The sequence below is a fragment of the Arcobacter sp. CECT 8985 genome (assembly GCF_004116495.1).
Lineage (GTDB): Bacteria > Campylobacterota > Campylobacteria > Campylobacterales > Arcobacteraceae > Malaciobacter.
In genome coordinates this window covers 87,268-104,199 of sequence record NZ_PDKC01000005.1, presented here as the reverse complement: position 1 = coordinate 104,199, position 16,932 = coordinate 87,268, and the positions used below count along the sequence as shown (strand labels likewise).

Genomic DNA, 16,932 nt, shown 5'->3' with positions numbered 1-16,932 from the left:
ATTTACAAAAGGAAAAAGATGCATAAGAAATCTAAAGTTATCTTCTTTTCTTTAATATTATCTACTTCAATTTTTGCTGATCAAATTGACAAATCGATGAATATTATTGAAAATACAAATAACAAATTAAAAAATTATCAAACTAAAATTGATAAAGTTGAAAATGATAGAGAAGAGCTTTTATCTAAATATAAATATACAAACTCTGAATTAAAAAATACAAGAATCTATAATAATCAACTAAAAAAAATTATTAATTCTCAAAAAAATGAATTAAAAGATATAAATCAACAATTAGTAGATATAGAAAAAACTCAAAAAAATATTTTTCCTCTTATGTTAAAAATGGTTGCAAGTTTAAAAGAACTAGTAAAAATGGATACTCCTTTTTTACTTGAAGAGCGAACAAATAGAGTAAAAAAACTAGAAAGTGCTTTAAATAAATCTGATATTAAAACTGCTGAAAAATATAGAATTATTTTAGAAGCATTTAAAATTGAGTATGACTATGCAAATAGCATAGAAACTTACCAAGATAAAATCAACAATACTACATACAATATTTTAAGAGTTGGAAGAACAGGACTATATTACCAAAGTTTAGATCTGACAAATTATGGATATTGGAATAAAAATAAAAAAGATTGGGTAAAAATAGATGATAGTAATGCAAAGTCAAATATAAGAAAAGCTATAAAAATTGCCAAAAAACAACAAAATGTAGACTTCTTAAATCTACCATTTTTAACACTTAAGGATAGTAAATGATTAAATATATATTAACTGCTATATTAGTCTCAAACCTTGCATTTGCTCTTGATTTAAATAATCTTTTAAATAATGTAAAGAATAGCTCAAGTAAAGAATTAGTTGCTGAGCAAAAAAGATTAGAAGAGTTTATTAATAATAAGCAAAAACAAAAACAACTTCTTATACAAACAAAAAAAGAGTTAAAAGAAGAAAATATTTTAACAAAACAATTAAAAGATATTATTGAAAAACAAGAAAATGTTTTAACAAAAAAACAAACACTTTTAAATAGTAAAATTGGTGATTTAGGTGAAATGTTTGGAAGTGTAAGACAAACATCAGCTGATTTTTTAACAAATTATAAAAGAAGTTTTACAGCTTCACAATTTCCTCAGAAAAAACAAATATTTAAAAAATTCTCTGATTCAAAAAAACTTCCTACAATTGATGAATTAACTACTTTTTGGCATACAATGCTAGATGAGATTATTCAAAGTGGAAATATATCAAATTATAAAGCAAGTGTAATCGCACATGATGGTAAAAAATCTATTCAAGAAGTAACAAGAGTTGGACTTTTTTCTGCATTTTCAAATGGAAACTTTTTAAAATATTCAGATGACATCAATTCACTTGTTGAACTTTCTGTTCAACCAAGTTCTAGTTATCAAAATGAAGCAAAAGAGTTCCAAAAGAGTTCAAATGAAATAAAACAAGTTTTAATCGATCCAACAAAAGGAACACTATTTGAGATGTTAGGGAACAACCCTACTTTATTAGATAGAATAAATCAAGGTGGAATTGTTGGTTATATTATTTTAGTTCTTGGAGGCTTAGGTCTAATTTTTGCTATTTATAAAATGGTTACACTAAATATTATTCATAATAAAATCAAAAAACAAGAAAAAGATATTTCTACTTATGATGATTCAAATTCATTAGGAAAAATTGCTGGCGTTTTTTATAAAAATCAAAATGACTCAATAAATGACTTAGAAATAAAAATAAGTGAAGCTATTTTAAAAGAGACAAATGAGATAAAAAAAGGTCAAAGTTTTGTAAAACTACTAGCTGCAGTTACTCCACTTCTTGGTCTTTTAGGAACTGTTACAGGAATGATTGCAACATTTCAAGCAATTACACTATTTGGTACAGGTGACCCAAAACTAATGGCAGGTGGAATTTCAACTGCATTAATTACAACAGTTTTAGGTTTAGTTACAGCAATTCCATTACTTTTTGCATATACATATATTTCTTCAAAATCAGAAACAATTGTATCAATTTTAGAAGAGCAAAGTATAGGAATGTTAGCAAAAAATTTAAAATAACATGATTGATATATATATAGATAATTTACTTGGCTTTTTTACAAAAGGTGGTTTTGTACTGTATATTGTGTTTGCTATAGCCCTATTTTTATGGGCATTGCTAATAGAAAGATATATGTATATAAGTATCGAGTATAAAAAGTTTAAAAAATCACTTTTTGAAGATTTAAAAAAGAATCAGTATGAAAAAAAATTTAAAGAAGAAATAAAAAGATATCTAATTGAAGACTCAAATATGAAACTAAAAAAAGGTCTTAGTTTTATTAAAACTTTAATTATTGTTTGCCCATTAGTTGGTCTTTTAGGGACTGTTACAGGTATGATTGAAGTATTTGATGTAATGGCAATAAATGGCACAAGTAATGTAAAATCTATGGCAAATGGAGTATCAATGGCAACTATTCCTACAATGGCAGGAATGATTGTAGCACTAAGTGGAATACTTTTTGAGAAAAAACTAGAGCTTTCAATCAAATACCACACAGATAAATTATATTTAGAAATTTCAAAGGTTTTATAATGAGAAGATTTTCCCATAAGCAACAAAGAGAAGAGACAGAAATAAACCTAACTCCAATGCTTGATGTAGTTTTTATTATGTTGATTTTTTTTATTGTAACTACATCATTTGTAAAAGAAGCAGGAGTTGAAGTAAATAGACCAAGTGCTAAAACAAGTCATCAAAAATCACAAGCAAATATATTAATTGCAATAAAAAATAATGATGAAATTTGGATAGATAAAAGAATGGTTGACTTAAGAGCAGTTAGATCAAATATTGAAAGATTAAAAGCAAGTAATTCTCAAAATAGCGTTGTTGTTCAATCAGACAAAGATTCAAGAACTGGAGTTTTAGTAAAAGTTATGGATCAAATAAGACTTGCAGGAATAACAAATATATCAATTTCAACATTAAAGAATTAATATGAGAATTATTATTGCAGTTGCGTTATCTTTTGTAATTTCTATTTCTATGTTTATTTTAATGAATGAAATGACATCAACTGAAAGTAAAAAATTACAAAAAAGAAGTGAACCAATTCAACTTACTTATTTAAGAGATAAAAAAGACACTAATATTGAAAAGAAAAAAAGAATAAAACCAAAAGAAAAAATAAAAAAAGTTGAACCCAAAAAACTTGATATCAAAACAAATTTAAATAAAAAGCTTGATAAAAATGTAAAAATAAAACCATTATCAGTAAATACAAATATTGATATTTCTGCTATTAATTCTTTATCTGGTGCACAAGTTGAGCTTGGCTCAAATTTGTTAGATGCAAATATGTTATCAGCTCTTAGGAGAGTAAATCCAAGATACCCAAGAAAAGCAAAAATAAGAAGAGAAGAAGGTTTCGTTCAATTAGCATTTAAAATTGATTCAGAAGGATATGTAAGTGATGTAAAAGTTGTGGCTTCTAAGCCCAAAGGTCTGTTTGAAAGAGCTTCAATAAGAGCTATAAAAAGATGGAGATTTAAACCATCAAAAAATAGTAATTCAGGCGAATTCAAAAATGCAACAATAACATTTAATTTTAGGTTGGCAAGATGATAAAAAAAATACTTTTCGTTTTAATAATTACTTTAAGTTCTGGTTTGTATGCAAAACAACATATGTCAAAAAGCACATACAATAGTTTAACAAGTGCTCAAAAACTTATACAAGAAAATAAGTTCAAAAAAGCGAAAAACATTTTAGATAAATTACTAAAAGAAGATAAAAATGCGTATGAAAAATCATATATTTTACAAACACTTTCAAATATCTATATTACAAATAATAAATATGAAAAAGTTACAAGTGCATATGAACAGATAATAAAACTTAATGCGTTTGAACCTAAAAGTATTGATAATATTAAATTTTCTTTAGCAAAATTATATCTATCAACTGAAAAATATGAAAAGAGTTTAAAACTATCTAAGAGTTTAATAAATAGTAAGTATTTAAAAAAACAAGAAATTTATGAAAACTTAATTCTTGGCTATTATTATAATAAAAAGTACAAAAGTGCAATAAAATATTCAAATAGATATATGTCATCAAAAAAACAGATAAAAGAGTCTTGGTATAAAATTTTATATTCATCTTATATTGAAATTAAAAATTATAATGGTGCTTTAAAAACAATGAAAAAGATGGTTAAGTTATTTAATTCAAATGAACAATATTGGGTTCAATTAGCTTCACTGTATCAACAAAAAAATAGACTAAAAAAATCTCTTTCAACTTTAGAATTAGCATATAAAAATAATGTTTTAACAAAGAAAGATAATATTTTATATTTTATAAATATTTTATTACAAAATGATGTTTATAATAAAGCAGGTGTTCTTTTAACAAAAGCTATAGATAGAAAATTAATAAAAGAAGATAAAAAAATATTTGAAATATTAGTTAATTGTTATATAAACTCAAAAGAGATTGATTTAGCAATAAATAAACTTGAATCTTCAAAATTTGCAGATAAAAACAAATATAAAATAATACTTGCAAATTTATATTATAACAAACAAGAATTCAAAAAAAGCATTGAAACACTAAATCAAATTAAAGCAAAAAAGAATAGTAAAACAGATGGGAAAAAACAGATATTAAAAGCACTTTGTTTTTATGAACTAAATGACAAAAAGCAAAGTATAAGAACACTAAAAAAAGCAGTTAATAACCCTTATCATAAAAAAAGAGCAAGAAGTATTTTAAAAGAATTAAGAAGTTAATTTAAAATATTTCATTATAATTTCTCAATTAAAATAGGAGTTATTTATTGTTAGAAGTTATTATATTAGCAATTGCACTTAGTATGGATGCATTTGCAGTATCTATTGGACTTGGAATAAAAAGTAATGAAAATTTGAAAGTATTAGCTTTAAAAGCTGGTTTATATTTTGGTTTTTTTCAAGCTTTGATGCCTTTTATTGGATATTTTGGTGGTGTTGGTCTAAAAGAGTATATTGGTAGTTTTGATTATTGGGTTGCATTTTTTCTTCTAATAGTAATTGGTGGAAAAATGATTTATGAAGCATATGGGGATAATACAGAAGAAGATATTTCAAAAGTTTCAAATAAAATCCTACTAACACTTGCAATTGCTACAAGTATTGATGCTATGGCAGCTGGTTTTTCACTTCATTTGTTTAATTTAAATGTATATTTATCACTTTTAATTATTGGTATTACTACATTTATTTTTAGTTTCATTGGAGTTATGCTTGGTTCCAAAAGTATGTCAAAATATGAGAGTAAAGCAGAGATTTTTGGTGGGATTGTATTAATATTTATAGGATTTAAAATATTATTAGAAAATTTATAATATCATAAGTATATCAATAAAAGGTATATTTATGAAAAATAGATTTTTTACAATTTCAATTCCTATTTTGCTTTTGATTGTTGCTTCATTTTATGTAACTTCAAAATTTGTCAAACCTGCACCTAAAAAAGAAATTACGATTGTAACTGGCTCTAAAGATGGGAATTATTATAAAACTGCTTTAAAATATAAGCAACTTTTAGAAAAAGTAAAAGTAAAAGTTAATCTACTAACATCTAAAGGTTCTATTGAAAATATTAAGCTACTAAATGAAAATAAAGCAGATGTAGCTTTTATTCAAAATGGAACTATAACCTCAGATGAAACAAAAAATATAAAAGCTATAGCTTCTACATATTATGAGCCTTTATGGGTATTTTATAGAAATGATGGATATAAAATTGATTATTTAATTCAACTTATTACAAAAAGAATTTCAATTGGAGAAATAGGAAGTGGAACTTACGATTTAAGTTCACAACTTCTAAAAGATAATGGAATATCAAAAGATAATTCAAAAATACTTACACTATCAAATAATGAAGCAAAAAATGCACTAATAAATAAAAAGATTGATGCAATGTTTATAGTATCTTCTCCTAACTCCAAAATAATTAATCAATTATTAGCAGATCCAAATATAAATCTAATTAGTTTCAAAAGAGCAAAAGCTTATAGTAGAAAATACTCATATTTACAATCAATAAAATTATATGAAGGAACAATTGATTTATATAAAAATCTACCAGATGAGAATATAAATCTTCTTGCAACAACTGCTAATTTGGTTGCAAAAGATGGGTTTTCACAAGAGTTAATAAGAATATTATTAAAAAAAGTAAAAGAGATTCACAGTAAAAAAGGCCTATTTGAAAAAGAAAATGAATTCCCAAATCTAACTAATTTAAAAATTGAATCAAATGAAGAGGCTAAAATTTATTTCAAAAATGGAGACACTTGGCTTGAAAAAATATTTCCTTATTGGATAGCAGCAAATATTGATAGATTAAAAATATTTCTAATTCCTCTAATTACTTTGATGATTCCTTTACTTAAAGGAGCATTCCCACTTTATCAATGGAGTATGCGTTCAAAAATTTATAGATGGTATGATGAAGTAAAACAAATAGAGAAATCAATCTCAATACAAAATAAACAACAATTAGAAAAAGAACTAAAAAAAATACAACAACTGCAAGATGAAGTTTCAAAAGAGACTAAAGTTCCCCTATCCTTTATGGGTGAATATTATAATTTAATTATGCACATAAACATGATTGAACAAAAAATCAACACTAAATTGCAATAGATAAAAAGCTTTGTTAATTATGTATTTTAGGCGAATTTCGATATAATTTTCAAAAAAATTTGAAGGATTTATTTTGAGAATATTATCAGGAATTCAACCATCAGGTACTATACACATAGGTAACTATTTTGGTATGATAAAAAAGATGATAGAGTCACAAAATGATGGTGAACTATTTGCTTTTTTAGCATCATATCATGCTTTAACATCAGTAAAAGATAAAGAGGCTTTACAAAACAATATGTTTGAAGCAGCTGTTAACTTTTTAGCTTTAGGAATGGACCCAGAGAAATCTACTTTTTGGGTACAACATGATGTAAAAGAAGTACTTGAATTATACTGGATATTATCAAATCACACTTCAATGGGATTATTAGAAAGAGCACACTCATATAAAGATAAGACTTCAAGAGGAATTCAAGCAAATCATGGACTATTTTCTTATCCTGTTTTAATGGCTGCAGATATTTTACTTTATGATGTAAATGTAGTGCCAGTAGGAAAAGATCAAATACAACATGTAGAGATGACAAGAGATATTGCAAACTCATTTAATCACGCTTATAAACAAGATATTTTTGTACTTCCCGAAGCAAAAGTTGATGAAATAGTTGCAACAGTTCCTGGAACGGATGGAGCTAAAATGTCAAAATCGTATGGAAATACTATTGATATGTTTGCTAGTAAGAAAAAAATAAAAAAACAAGTAATGAGTATTGTAACTGACTCTAAAGAGCTTAATGAAGTAAAAGAGTGGAATGGATGTAATATCTATAAACTTTGTGAACTATTTATGAATGAAGATGAATTATTAGCTTTACAAAAAAGATATGAAACTCCAGGTGAAGGTTATGGACATTTTAAATTAACACTACTTGATAAAATAAACGAACACTTTGAGCCATATTTAGAAAAAAGAGAGTATTACTTAAACAATAAAGATGAAGTAAGAGATATCTTAGCACATGGTGCTTCTAAAGCAAGAAAAATTGCTCAAGCAAAAATGGAACAAGTAAGAGATATTATCGGTCTTAAATTATAAGATAAAAAAGGTTTCTGCCTTTTTTATTTTGATACTTTTTTTTGATTAACTATCCACTATAAAAATAATTTATTTAATTATAATTTGTTTTTTGTATAATTTACAATTTAAAAGGAAAATTATGCATATAAAAACTTATTTTTCAATCATCATAACAATAATAATATTAACTGGCTGTAATAAAAAGATAGAAGACATTGCTTTAAAAAAAGAGCAAAAAGATATATCAAATATCAATCTTAATAATGTATTAAAAAACTTTAATAAAAAAGATACAAATATTTTATGCAAAGATTTGTTAAATAAAAAACAAGAGTTTTTACAATGTATAAAAAAAGAAGTAAATAATAATCCATCTATTAAAAACTTAGAATTTCTTGCTGGAGTTTATGTAGTAAGAAGAGATTTTAGTAATGCCATTAAAATATATAAACAAGCAATTAAAAAAGGTAGTAAAAAAGCTACTTATTTACTAGCTGGTTTATACAATGAACAAACTAAACAAAGAGATAAAGCAAAAAAACTTTTTATGAGTATAAAAGATTATAAAGATTCAACTTGTCAAGTTGGAGGAATACTTGCTTTAAAAGACGATGATGATGCATTTGATTTTTATGAACAACAAATTAAAAAAGCAAACAACAAAGCATATATTTGTCAAGGATTACTTCATATAAAACAAAGAGATTATTATGATGCAAAAGACTCTTATGAAAAGCTACTTAGTTTAGGAGATAAAGAGGCATATTATTATTTAGGTAATTTATATTCAGCATATTTACTTAAAAAAGGCAGAGCCATTTATAATTATACCAAAGCTGCAAATGAGTTAAAAGATAAAAATGAAAGAAAAGTACTTTCAATGCTTAATTTAGGTGCAGAGTATATAAGTATAGATAGATATGATGATGCAGTATATTGGTTAGTTCAAGCAATAAAAGCAAAAAAAGTAGAGTTTCCAATAGAGTATAAAGAAGTAAATCCTTTAGAGTCTTTAGTATATTTATATAGAAAAACAGACAATGAAAAAAATATGATTAAAGTTTTAAAAAGATTGCAAGAACTTGGAGAAAGTGGAGGATACTCTGATTTAGCAATATATTATAAAAAGAAAAAAGATTATAAAAAAGCTGAGCAAATCTTTACAGAATGTATCAATAAAGGTTATGGCGATTGTGCTGCTGGGTTAGGAATAATGTATGAAGAGAACCTCAAAGATTATAAAAAAGCAAAAGAGATATATAAAATTGGTGTGAATTTAGGAAGTAGTGCTGCGATGAATAATCTTGCTCGATATTATAAAAGAATCAAAAAAGATTATAAAAAAGCAATATATTGGTATAAGAAAGCTTCTTATTTAGGAGAAAGCACTTCAGCTTTAAATCTAGCTAGGTTTTATGAAAGAAAGTTAAAAGATGAAGAAAATGCAAAAATATGGTTTAAAAAAGCTTATGATTTAGGAGATAAATCCTTAGAAAAAAAACTTAAAAAGCTGGGAGTGTTATGATGAAATATCTCTCAATCATCATAACAATAATAATATTAACTGGCTGTAATAAAAAGATAGAAGACATTGCTTTAAAAAAAGAGCAAAAAGATATATCAAATATCAATCTTGATAATGTATTAAAAAACTTTAATAAAAAAGATACAAATATTTTATGCAAAGATTTGTTAAATAAAAAACAAGAGTTTTTACAATGTATAAAAAAAGAAGTAAATAATAATCCATCTATTAAAAACTTAGAATTTCTTGCTGGAGTTTATGTAGTAAGAAGAGATTTTAGTAATGCCATTAAAATATATAAACAAGCAATTAAAAAAGGTAGTAAAAAAGCTACTTATTTACTAGCTGGTTTATACAATGAACAAACTAAACAAAGAGATAAAGCAAAAAAACTTTTTATGAGTATAAAAGATTATAAAGATTCAACTTGTCAAGTTGGAGGAATACTTGCTTTAAAAGACGATGATGATGCATTTGATTTTTATGAACAACAAATTAAAAAAGCAAACAACAAAGCATATATTTGTCAAGGATTACTTCATATAAAACAAAGAGATTATTATGATGCAAAAGACTCTTATGAAAAGCTACTTAGTTTAGGAGATAAAGAGGCATATTATTATTTAGGTAATTTATATTCAGCATATTTACTTAAAAAAGGCAGAGCCATTTATAATTATACCAAAGCTGCAAATGAGTTAAAAGATAAAAATGAAAGAAAAGTACTTTCAATGCTTAATTTAGGTGCAGAGTATATAAGTATAGATAGATATGATGATGCAGTATATTGGTTAGTTCAAGCAATAAAAGCAAAAAAAGTAGAGTTTCCAATAGAGTATAAAGAAGTAAATCCTTTAGAGTCTTTAGTATATTTATATAGAAAAACAGACAATGAAAAAAATATGATTAAAGTTTTAAAAAGATTGCAAGAACTTGGAGAAAGTGGAGGATACTCTGATTTAGCAATATATTATAAAAAGAAAAAAGATTATAAAAAAGCTGAGCAAATCTTTACAGAATGTATCAATAAAGGTTATGGCGATTGTGCTGCTGGGTTAGGGGCAATGTATTATAGATTAAAAGATTATAAAAAAGCAAAAGAGATATATAAAATTGGTGTGAATTTAGGAAGTAGTGATGCGATGATAAATTTTGCAGTTTATTATGATGTTATAGAAAAGAATTATGATAAATCAATAATATTATATAAACAAGCAGCTAAATTAGGAGATGCTACAGCAGCACAAAATCTAGCATGGCTTTATGAAAAAGAGTTAAAAGATAAAGAAAATGCAAAAATATGGTTTAAAAAAGCTTATGATTTAGGAGATAAATCCTTAGAAAAAAAACTTAAAAAGCTGGGAGTGTTATGATGAATAATAAAAATTTTATTGGAGAGGTATATTATAACAATGATGAGTTTATCATAAAAGAATCTTTTTCATTAGTTGATTCTAATGAAGTTTATATAGATGATGAAAGAAGTAGATGTGCATATATGATTATTTCTAAAAGTGAAGCAAAAAATCTTTGTGAAAATTTAGATGATAAACAAAAAGTCTTAAATAGTATAAAAGATAAATATGGCAAAATAGTAAGAGAAGCTATAAAAGAAGAAGAAAAATATAAAAAAACAAATAAAGATAGTTTTTTAAGTAGTGTAAATATAGATAAAAAGATAGTTTATCTTCAATCTATACCAATAAGGTATGGAAAAAAGTTTGAAAGTTTTTTAAAATCTTTAAAGTTTTATAGTGCTTGTAAAAACTTAGAAAATGAAAAAAAGCAAGAAAAGATAAATTTAGGTGTAGCATACTTAAATAAATCAAAAAATAGTTGTAATAATATAATAAAAGAAGAGATAAATAGATTTAATAAGAATATAAAAGATATAGATAAACAAGCCTATGCTTTGATAATGGTACCTTATGTTTATAATAAAGAGAATAATAAGATAATACTAACAGTAGAAGAAAACACTGACTCAGTAACTTTGATGCCAAAAACGCAAATTGAATATGGAGTCTTTTTTGATGGAACAAATAACAATATGTATAATGTAAAGTTTTATCAAGATTATAAAGATTATGTAACTAGCCAGTGTGAGTATATTAATAAAAATATAAATGAAGATATTGCATTAAATAAAGAATTTGAATATGATTCGTCCATTAAAGTAATAACTCACCACCCAGACCCTGAAAATTATCCAAATATTATGAAGCTTATAAGAAATGAAATAATTGATAAAATAACATATTTTGAACCAAAATCTAAAATAAAATATAATTATAAAGATAACTATGAAGATGATAACAATGCTTCAAAAGATGCAAAAGAAGTATTTAAGTTTTTACTTGAAGTTAGAAATACTTTAAAAGATGAAGATTCATTTGTTGAAAATATGATAGAAAAGATAGAAGGAATAGATGCAGTAACAGGAAAAGAAAAAGAGATAAAAGAACTAATCATAAAAAAAATACTTCCTTCAAATAGTAAAAGTAGTAGTTATACAAATGGATATACTAATGTAAAAAGACTTTATGAACACTATGAAGGGAAAGATAGTTTAGAAAAAAATGAAAATGCCCACAAGTATGATTTAAAAAGATTCAAAGTTTATGCAGCAGGTTCTGGTACTGTTGATCCTTTTGAAAATAGTTCACTAGATAAAGATTCTATCTTTGGTCTAGGATTAGGAGTTGGTAAAACTGGCATTGATGCTCATATTTTATATATTTGTCATAAAATAGCAACAGAATTAAGAAAAGAAAAAATAAAACAAATCGATGAACTTGTATTTGATATTTTTGGATTTAGTAGAGGTGCTACAGAAGCTAGACATTTTATCTGCTCTATTCAAAAAGAGTTTGAATTAATAAAAAAAGAAGATGAATATCTAAAATATGCACTAAATACAAAAGAAAAAGATATATTTTCTTGTTTTTTCCCATATCAAGATGGTTTATATACAAAAATAGAAAATAGAGTTTTTTTTAATCCCTTAAGAACTGATATAAAACAAATAAAAAGAACAATAAGTGCAGGGTCAAGAACTGCTACAATATATGAAGAAAATCCATATTTTGGTGAAGATGAAATCTCTATTGATGCTATCTCTTTTAGGCATGCTAATATAGTCGATACTGTTACACATTATGGAGTAAGACAATCAGATGATTGGAAAGATTTAAGATTAGAGTTTGATAAAAATAAGATTGGTTCTGTTTTTCATCTTATGGCAGCAGATGAATATAGATATAACTTTGAGGCATACTCAATTTTTAAAGATAAAAACAAAGCTATTTTAAAAGAAGATGGTAACCTTAAAGAATTTATTGTACCTGAGCGCATGCTGATGTGGGTGGAGGATACGAAAACTTTGGAAACATAGAAAGTGTAAAAGTTTTAGAATATTATTCAGGAAATAATAATAAAATAAAAGCATGGAATAATAAATATGGATGGTTAGAAAATAGTGATAAATTAATAAAAGGCACTAATAGCTTTTACGAGTTAGAACAAGATGGTATATTTTATGAAAAATCAAGAAATTATAATCAAATCAATACAAGTGGTGCTTATATGTGTAGAACGAATCTTTCATGGGAATATGAATTAGTTATTTTAAATCTACTTCATAAAATTGCTACAGATAAAGATAAAAAAAGAAAAGAAGAAGATAGAGTACCACTAAAAAGAAACTTAGATGAAAAATATCAATTATCAAAAATAAAACAAAAACAAAAAGATTTACAAAAACAAAAAGATGAAACATTAGAACAAAATAAAAAAGATAAAGATAAGGATAAAAATAAAGATAAAATATCAAAACTAGAAGATGAGGATTTTGATTTATTAAGTGATATAAATAAAAAAATACAAGCTTTTGAAAAAATAGATGATTTAAAGTATAAAAAACTAAGAAAAAAATTTATTCATCACTCTTCTGATTTCAATCTAGTTAATAAACCTTCAATAAAAGGCAATGAAAGAGCCACAGATGAAATTTATGGTAAAAGAGTGATTTACAATCTTCTTGGAGAAAATATTAATACTTAATAAAAAAGGCTTCTGCCTTTTTTATTTTGATACTTTTTTGCAAATTAACATATGTTTATCTGCTTTATCAAAATCATGTAAATTATAATCCGTTACAGACTCAACAACAAAACCAACTTCATTTAAAACTTTTTTTAAACTTGGTATATCATGATAATATTGAGTTATCATATCTTCTTCTTTTTTATATAAGCCATTTTTTTGCTTATCAAATAAAACAATATTTGTATTTAATTCATCTTCATCATAAACTGCATCAACTGATATAAATTTTTCTTCTTTATTTATAGTCAAACTTCCATCAGCAACTACACTAAATCCATATAAAGAATTTACATCAAACATATAATATCCATTTTCATTTAATACATTATAAGTATCTATAAAGAACTCTTTTAAATGATTTTTAGGTATATAATTTACTACATCAAAAATAGCAGTTGCACAATCAAATTTCTTTTCTACTTTATTTAAAGGCATACATTTAGCATCTACACCTCTTTGTTCGCAAACTTTAATTTGCTCAGCACTTAAGTCAATTCCAAATGCTTTTTTACCATTTATTTTAAGGTTTTCAAGAAAATATCCTTGACCACACCCAATATCAATAATATTATCAAGTTCATTCATCATTACAAAAGTCATAAACTCTTTATGCAGTGAATAAACCTCATCTTCAAAATCTAAATATTGTTCTATTCTTGAATATAGATCTAATCCCATTAAAGTACTTCTTCTATTCTATTTTTCAAATCTAATATTTTGTCTTTTTTTGCATAAAAAGAGTTTTTATTTGCAATTAAATGTGCAGAACTTTCCATAATTGTAGGCCCTACTTCAAGTCCATTTTGCTTCATTGTTGTTCCAGTTTCAACAATATCAACAATACAATCACTTAAGCCAACTAAAGGAGCAAGTTCTATTGAACCATATAGTTTAATAATCTCAACAGCCATTGCTTTTTGCTCAAAATATTTTTTTGCTATTTTCTCATGTTTTGTTGCAACTTTAATTTCGCTTTTAGAAAAATCTAACTCTTCACCTTTTCTAAGTCCAAATGCAACTTTACATTTACCTAATTGTAAATTTAATAACTTAATTAAGTCATACTCTTTCTCTTCTAAAACATCAAGTCCAACCACACCTAAATCAGCAGCTCCATGCATAACATATGTTGGTACATCTTGATTTCTTACATTTAAAAATCTAAATCCACTCTTTTCAAGTATAAGTTTTCTATCTTCAAATATAAACTTTTCATTAAAAGCTTTTTTAAATTTATCCAAAGTCTCTTTTGCAATTCTTCCCTTAGGCAATGCAATTGTTAGCATCAATTATCCTTTTCATATTTTCAAAAATCAAATCTTTCTTATAGATACTGTTTTCGAAATATTTACTTAAAAATTCTCCATCTCCACCAGTAAATATGATTTGTTGTTGTTTTCTTATATTTTTGATTGGTTCTATTATTGATTGTAAGATTGCGTATGATATCGCATCTTGTGTACAAAGTGGGATTTTATCTAAATTTACCTTTGTATTAAAATCAAAGTCAAGCTTAGAAGATATTTGAGTATATAAATTTTCTATTTTTTTAAATCCTGGAAGAATAAACCCACCTTTATGTATGTTATCTACCATTATATCAACAGTTATTGCACTTCCTGCGTCTACAACTATTGCATTAGTAATTCCATAACAAGCTACTTTTCTATCTATTCCCATACCTTTATATGGTGTTTTAAAATCGATATAATTTTCTAAATTGACAATATCATTATGTGTTGATTTTAAACTATCTTGACCCTTGTCATTTACAGAAATATAGTAAACTTTTTCATTAAATGCTGGTAGCTTTTCATTCAGTAAATATCTTTTTTCATTTTCATTTACTAAAAGATGAAAAGTAGTATTACCTATATCACATAAAATCAACTCTAACACTCCACCCATTTTGTTTTAAGAACTCTTTTGCTTTTGAACATAAAGGTGAACTAATAAGTAACTCTTTATGTTTAAAATTATGATCTTTATAAGATACAAGTTTATCAAAAAGTTCTAATAAATCATTTGCATTTTTTCTAATAAATCTACTTTTTGCATCAATAATAAAAATAGCATAATAAGTAGATTTTATATCTGTTGCTGTATAAATTTGTATTTTTTTTCGACTTCCTAAATCTTTTGGGATAACTTCACTTATTTCTTTAAATAATATATTTTTTTTTAAAAAATAGTTTGTAAGATTTTTCAAATAGCTGTCCTTTTTTCAATCACCAAATTATAATCAAAAATATATTATAAAGATGTATTTTATTGTGTTTTTTTCTATTTTTTTAAGAATAATACTAATAAAGATACAGTTATTTCCTTAATTTACAATTTTTACTTATCAACAAAATCTTAAAAAACTTGTACATACTAATATATTTATGTGATTTAATATACTATTAAAAAGTTTGCTTTTATATCTGATATAATAAAAAACAAAAAAATGAATAAGTGTGTAAAGCCTTCATTTAATAAAAATTTTATGTTGAGAGCTAAAATTCTTCAATTATAGAAATATTTATTTATAATATGATACATCATAAAAAAGAGAACAAATGAAATATCTTGAAATTGTCTTAAATGAATCAAGCAATGAAATTATAAAACAAATTGCTAAAAATGTAAAAGCTAAAGATTTAAGATTTTATCCTGTTGACAAAGATGGTATGCAAATATCACGAATGATTGTAACAGATCACTATTTACAAAAAGCTATAAATAGTTTTTCTCATATTATGGGAGATCAAGTAACATCAAAAATAATAATTTTACCAATAGAAGCTTATTTACCTAAAAATTCAGAAAAAGAAGAAAAAAAAGAAGAAAAAGCTAATGCCTCAAAAGAAGCAATATATAATGAATTGAAAAAAAATAGTAATATTAATTCAAACTTCATTCTTTTGTTGGTTTTTTCAACAATAGTAGCAACAATAGGACTTATTCATAATAATTTAGCCATTATAATTGGTGCCATGGTTATTGCGCCATTATTAGGTCCTAATATGGCATTTAGTTTTGCAGCTTCCATTGGAGATGGAAAATTAATGTATTCATCAATAAAAACAATATTATTAGGTTTTTTTATAGCAATAATGCTTCCTTTAATTTTTGCACTATTTTTTGGACAAAATCTTGATACATATGAATTAGTATCAAAAACAGAAGTTAGCTATGATTCTTTTATTCTTGCCCTTGCTTCTGGTGCTGCTGCTTCCCTATCAATTACAGCAGGTTTATCTAGCATATTAGTTGGAGTAATGGTATCAGCTGCACTTTTACCACCTGCTGCAGTGCTAGGCCTTATGATTGGTTCTGGAAATAGTGAATTAGCAATTGGTGCAGGTATTTTACTTTTAATTAATATTACTTCTATAAACTTAGCTAGTAAAGTAATATTTCTTATAAAAGGTATTCGACCTACTCTTTGGGATAAAAAAGAAATAGCAAAAAAATCTATGACAATTTATATTTTATCATGGCTAATTATATTAATAATAATATTTATATATATATATTATAAGCCAAGCTTTTTAAAAAGTATATTTTAAGAAGAATAGAAAAAAAGT

The 16,932-nt window shown here is 24.9% G+C and carries 18 protein-coding genes; 14 read left to right on the top strand and 4 right to left on the bottom strand.

Annotated features, from left to right (window positions below):
* The 13 genes from CRU93_RS04160 to CRU93_RS04100 form a co-directional block, all read left to right on the top strand.
* On the top strand, positions 1-768 hold a 768-nt coding region (locus tag CRU93_RS04160), incomplete at its 5' end, for a DUF3450 domain-containing protein (protein ID WP_258238822.1).
* On the top strand, positions 765-2,081 hold the full coding sequence (locus tag CRU93_RS04155; RefSeq protein WP_129102928.1) for a MotA/TolQ/ExbB proton channel family protein: 1,317 nt from the start codon (positions 765-767) through the stop codon (positions 2,079-2,081). The genes CRU93_RS04160 and CRU93_RS04155, both read left to right, overlap by 4 nt.
* A gap of 1 nt (position 2,082) precedes the next feature.
* Positions 2,083-2,601 carry a MotA/TolQ/ExbB proton channel family protein gene (locus tag CRU93_RS04150; protein WP_129102927.1) on the top strand — a complete coding sequence of 173 codons (519 nt, stop codon included), beginning with the start codon at positions 2,083-2,085 and terminating at the stop codon, positions 2,599-2,601.
* Positions 2,601-3,005, top strand: a complete 405-nt coding sequence (locus CRU93_RS04145) for a biopolymer transporter ExbD (RefSeq protein WP_129102926.1) — start codon at positions 2,601-2,603, stop codon at positions 3,003-3,005. Before CRU93_RS04150 ends, CRU93_RS04145 begins: the two co-directional genes overlap by 1 nt.
* Position 3,006: 1 nt before the next feature.
* Complete coding sequence (locus tag CRU93_RS04140) at positions 3,007-3,633, top strand: energy transducer TonB (RefSeq protein WP_129102925.1); 627 nt, start codon at positions 3,007-3,009, stop codon at positions 3,631-3,633.
* A complete protein-coding gene (locus tag CRU93_RS04135) occupies positions 3,630-4,802 on the top strand; it encodes a lipopolysaccharide assembly protein LapB (protein WP_129102924.1) in 1,173 nt (390 codons plus the stop codon). The genes CRU93_RS04140 and CRU93_RS04135 overlap by 4 nt, the downstream gene beginning before the upstream one ends.
* Positions 4,803-4,849: 47 nt before the next feature.
* Complete coding sequence (locus CRU93_RS04130; RefSeq protein WP_129102923.1) at positions 4,850-5,395, top strand: manganese efflux pump MntP family protein; 546 nt, start codon at positions 4,850-4,852, stop codon at positions 5,393-5,395.
* 31 nt (positions 5,396-5,426) lie between these two features.
* Entirely contained in the window at positions 5,427-6,704 is a 1,278-nt protein-coding gene (locus CRU93_RS04125) for a TAXI family TRAP transporter solute-binding subunit (RefSeq protein ID WP_129102922.1), read from the top strand.
* 73 nt (positions 6,705-6,777) lie between these two features.
* On the top strand, positions 6,778-7,746 hold the full coding sequence (gene trpS / locus CRU93_RS04120) for a tryptophan--tRNA ligase (RefSeq protein ID WP_129102921.1): 969 nt from the start codon (positions 6,778-6,780) through the stop codon (positions 7,744-7,746).
* Between the two features lie 121 nt (positions 7,747-7,867).
* Entirely contained in the window at positions 7,868-9,253 is a 1,386-nt protein-coding gene (locus CRU93_RS04115) for a sel1 repeat family protein (RefSeq protein WP_129102920.1), read from the top strand.
* Entirely contained in the window at positions 9,250-10,626 is a 1,377-nt protein-coding gene (locus tag CRU93_RS04110; protein WP_129102919.1) for a sel1 repeat family protein, read from the top strand. Before CRU93_RS04115 ends, CRU93_RS04110 begins: the two co-directional genes overlap by 4 nt.
* Positions 10,623-12,647: a phospholipase effector Tle1 domain-containing protein gene (locus CRU93_RS04105; protein WP_129102918.1), complete on the top strand. Its 2,025-nt coding sequence runs from the start codon at positions 10,623-10,625 to the stop codon at positions 12,645-12,647. The genes CRU93_RS04110 and CRU93_RS04105 overlap by 4 nt, the downstream gene beginning before the upstream one ends.
* On the top strand, positions 12,614-13,315 hold the full coding sequence (locus CRU93_RS04100) for a hypothetical protein (RefSeq protein ID WP_129102917.1): 702 nt from the start codon (positions 12,614-12,616) through the stop codon (positions 13,313-13,315). Before CRU93_RS04105 ends, CRU93_RS04100 begins: the two co-directional genes overlap by 34 nt.
* A gap of 21 nt (positions 13,316-13,336) precedes the next feature.
* Here the strand turns inward: CRU93_RS04100 and CRU93_RS04095 are convergent, their stop codons facing one another.
* The 4 genes from CRU93_RS04095 to CRU93_RS04080 are packed head-to-tail and all read right to left on the bottom strand — an operon-like array spanning position 13,337 to position 15,569.
* Positions 13,337-14,038: a class I SAM-dependent methyltransferase gene (locus CRU93_RS04095; RefSeq protein WP_129102916.1), complete on the bottom strand. Its 702-nt coding sequence runs from the start codon at positions 14,036-14,038 to the stop codon at positions 13,337-13,339.
* Positions 14,038-14,646 (bottom strand): ATP phosphoribosyltransferase, encoded by a 609-nt coding sequence (gene hisG / locus CRU93_RS04090; RefSeq protein WP_129102915.1) that lies wholly within the window; start codon positions 14,644-14,646, stop codon positions 14,038-14,040. The genes CRU93_RS04095 and hisG overlap by 1 nt, the downstream gene beginning before the upstream one ends.
* Entirely contained in the window at positions 14,624-15,268 is a 645-nt protein-coding gene (locus CRU93_RS04085; RefSeq protein ID WP_129102914.1) for a type III pantothenate kinase, read from the bottom strand. Before CRU93_RS04085 ends, hisG begins: the two co-directional genes overlap by 23 nt.
* Positions 15,237-15,569, bottom strand: a complete 333-nt coding sequence (locus tag CRU93_RS04080; RefSeq protein ID WP_129102913.1) for a hypothetical protein — start codon at positions 15,567-15,569, stop codon at positions 15,237-15,239. Before CRU93_RS04080 ends, CRU93_RS04085 begins: the two co-directional genes overlap by 32 nt.
* Before the next feature lie 352 nt (positions 15,570-15,921).
* Here CRU93_RS04080 and CRU93_RS04075 point away from each other — a divergent pair, with 352 nt between their 5' ends.
* Entirely contained in the window at positions 15,922-16,914 is a 993-nt protein-coding gene (locus CRU93_RS04075) for a TIGR00341 family protein (RefSeq protein ID WP_129102912.1), read from the top strand.
* Positions 16,915-16,932 lie beyond the last annotated feature (18 nt).

Excerpts from the sequence above, each read along its gene's own strand:
- CRU93_RS04155 (WP_129102928.1), top strand. The coding sequence starts at position 765 with ATGATTAAATATATATTAACTGCTATATTAGTCTCAAACCTTGCATTT.
- CRU93_RS04150 (WP_129102927.1), top strand. The coding sequence starts at position 2,083 with ATGATTGATATATATATAGATAATTTACTTGGCTTTTTTACAAAAGGT.
- CRU93_RS04145 (WP_129102926.1), top strand. The coding sequence starts at position 2,601 with ATGAGAAGATTTTCCCATAAGCAACAAAGAGAAGAGACAGAAATAAAC.
- CRU93_RS04140 (WP_129102925.1), top strand. The coding sequence starts at position 3,007 with ATGAGAATTATTATTGCAGTTGCGTTATCTTTTGTAATTTCTATTTCT.
- CRU93_RS04135 (WP_129102924.1), top strand. The coding sequence starts at position 3,630 with ATGATAAAAAAAATACTTTTCGTTTTAATAATTACTTTAAGTTCTGGT.
- CRU93_RS04125 (WP_129102922.1), top strand. The coding sequence starts at position 5,427 with ATGAAAAATAGATTTTTTACAATTTCAATTCCTATTTTGCTTTTGATT.
- CRU93_RS04115 (WP_129102920.1), top strand. The coding sequence starts at position 7,868 with ATGCATATAAAAACTTATTTTTCAATCATCATAACAATAATAATATTA.
- CRU93_RS04110 (WP_129102919.1), top strand. The coding sequence starts at position 9,250 with ATGATGAAATATCTCTCAATCATCATAACAATAATAATATTAACTGGC.
- CRU93_RS04105 (WP_129102918.1), top strand. The coding sequence starts at position 10,623 with ATGATGAATAATAAAAATTTTATTGGAGAGGTATATTATAACAATGAT.
- CRU93_RS04095 (WP_129102916.1), bottom strand. The coding sequence starts at position 14,038 with ATGGGATTAGATCTATATTCAAGAATAGAACAATATTTAGATTTTGAA.
- hisG (WP_129102915.1), bottom strand. The coding sequence starts at position 14,646 with ATGCTAACAATTGCATTGCCTAAGGGAAGAATTGCAAAAGAGACTTTG.
- CRU93_RS04085 (WP_129102914.1), bottom strand. The coding sequence starts at position 15,268 with ATGGGTGGAGTGTTAGAGTTGATTTTATGTGATATAGGTAATACTACT.
- CRU93_RS04075 (WP_129102912.1), top strand. The coding sequence starts at position 15,922 with ATGAAATATCTTGAAATTGTCTTAAATGAATCAAGCAATGAAATTATA.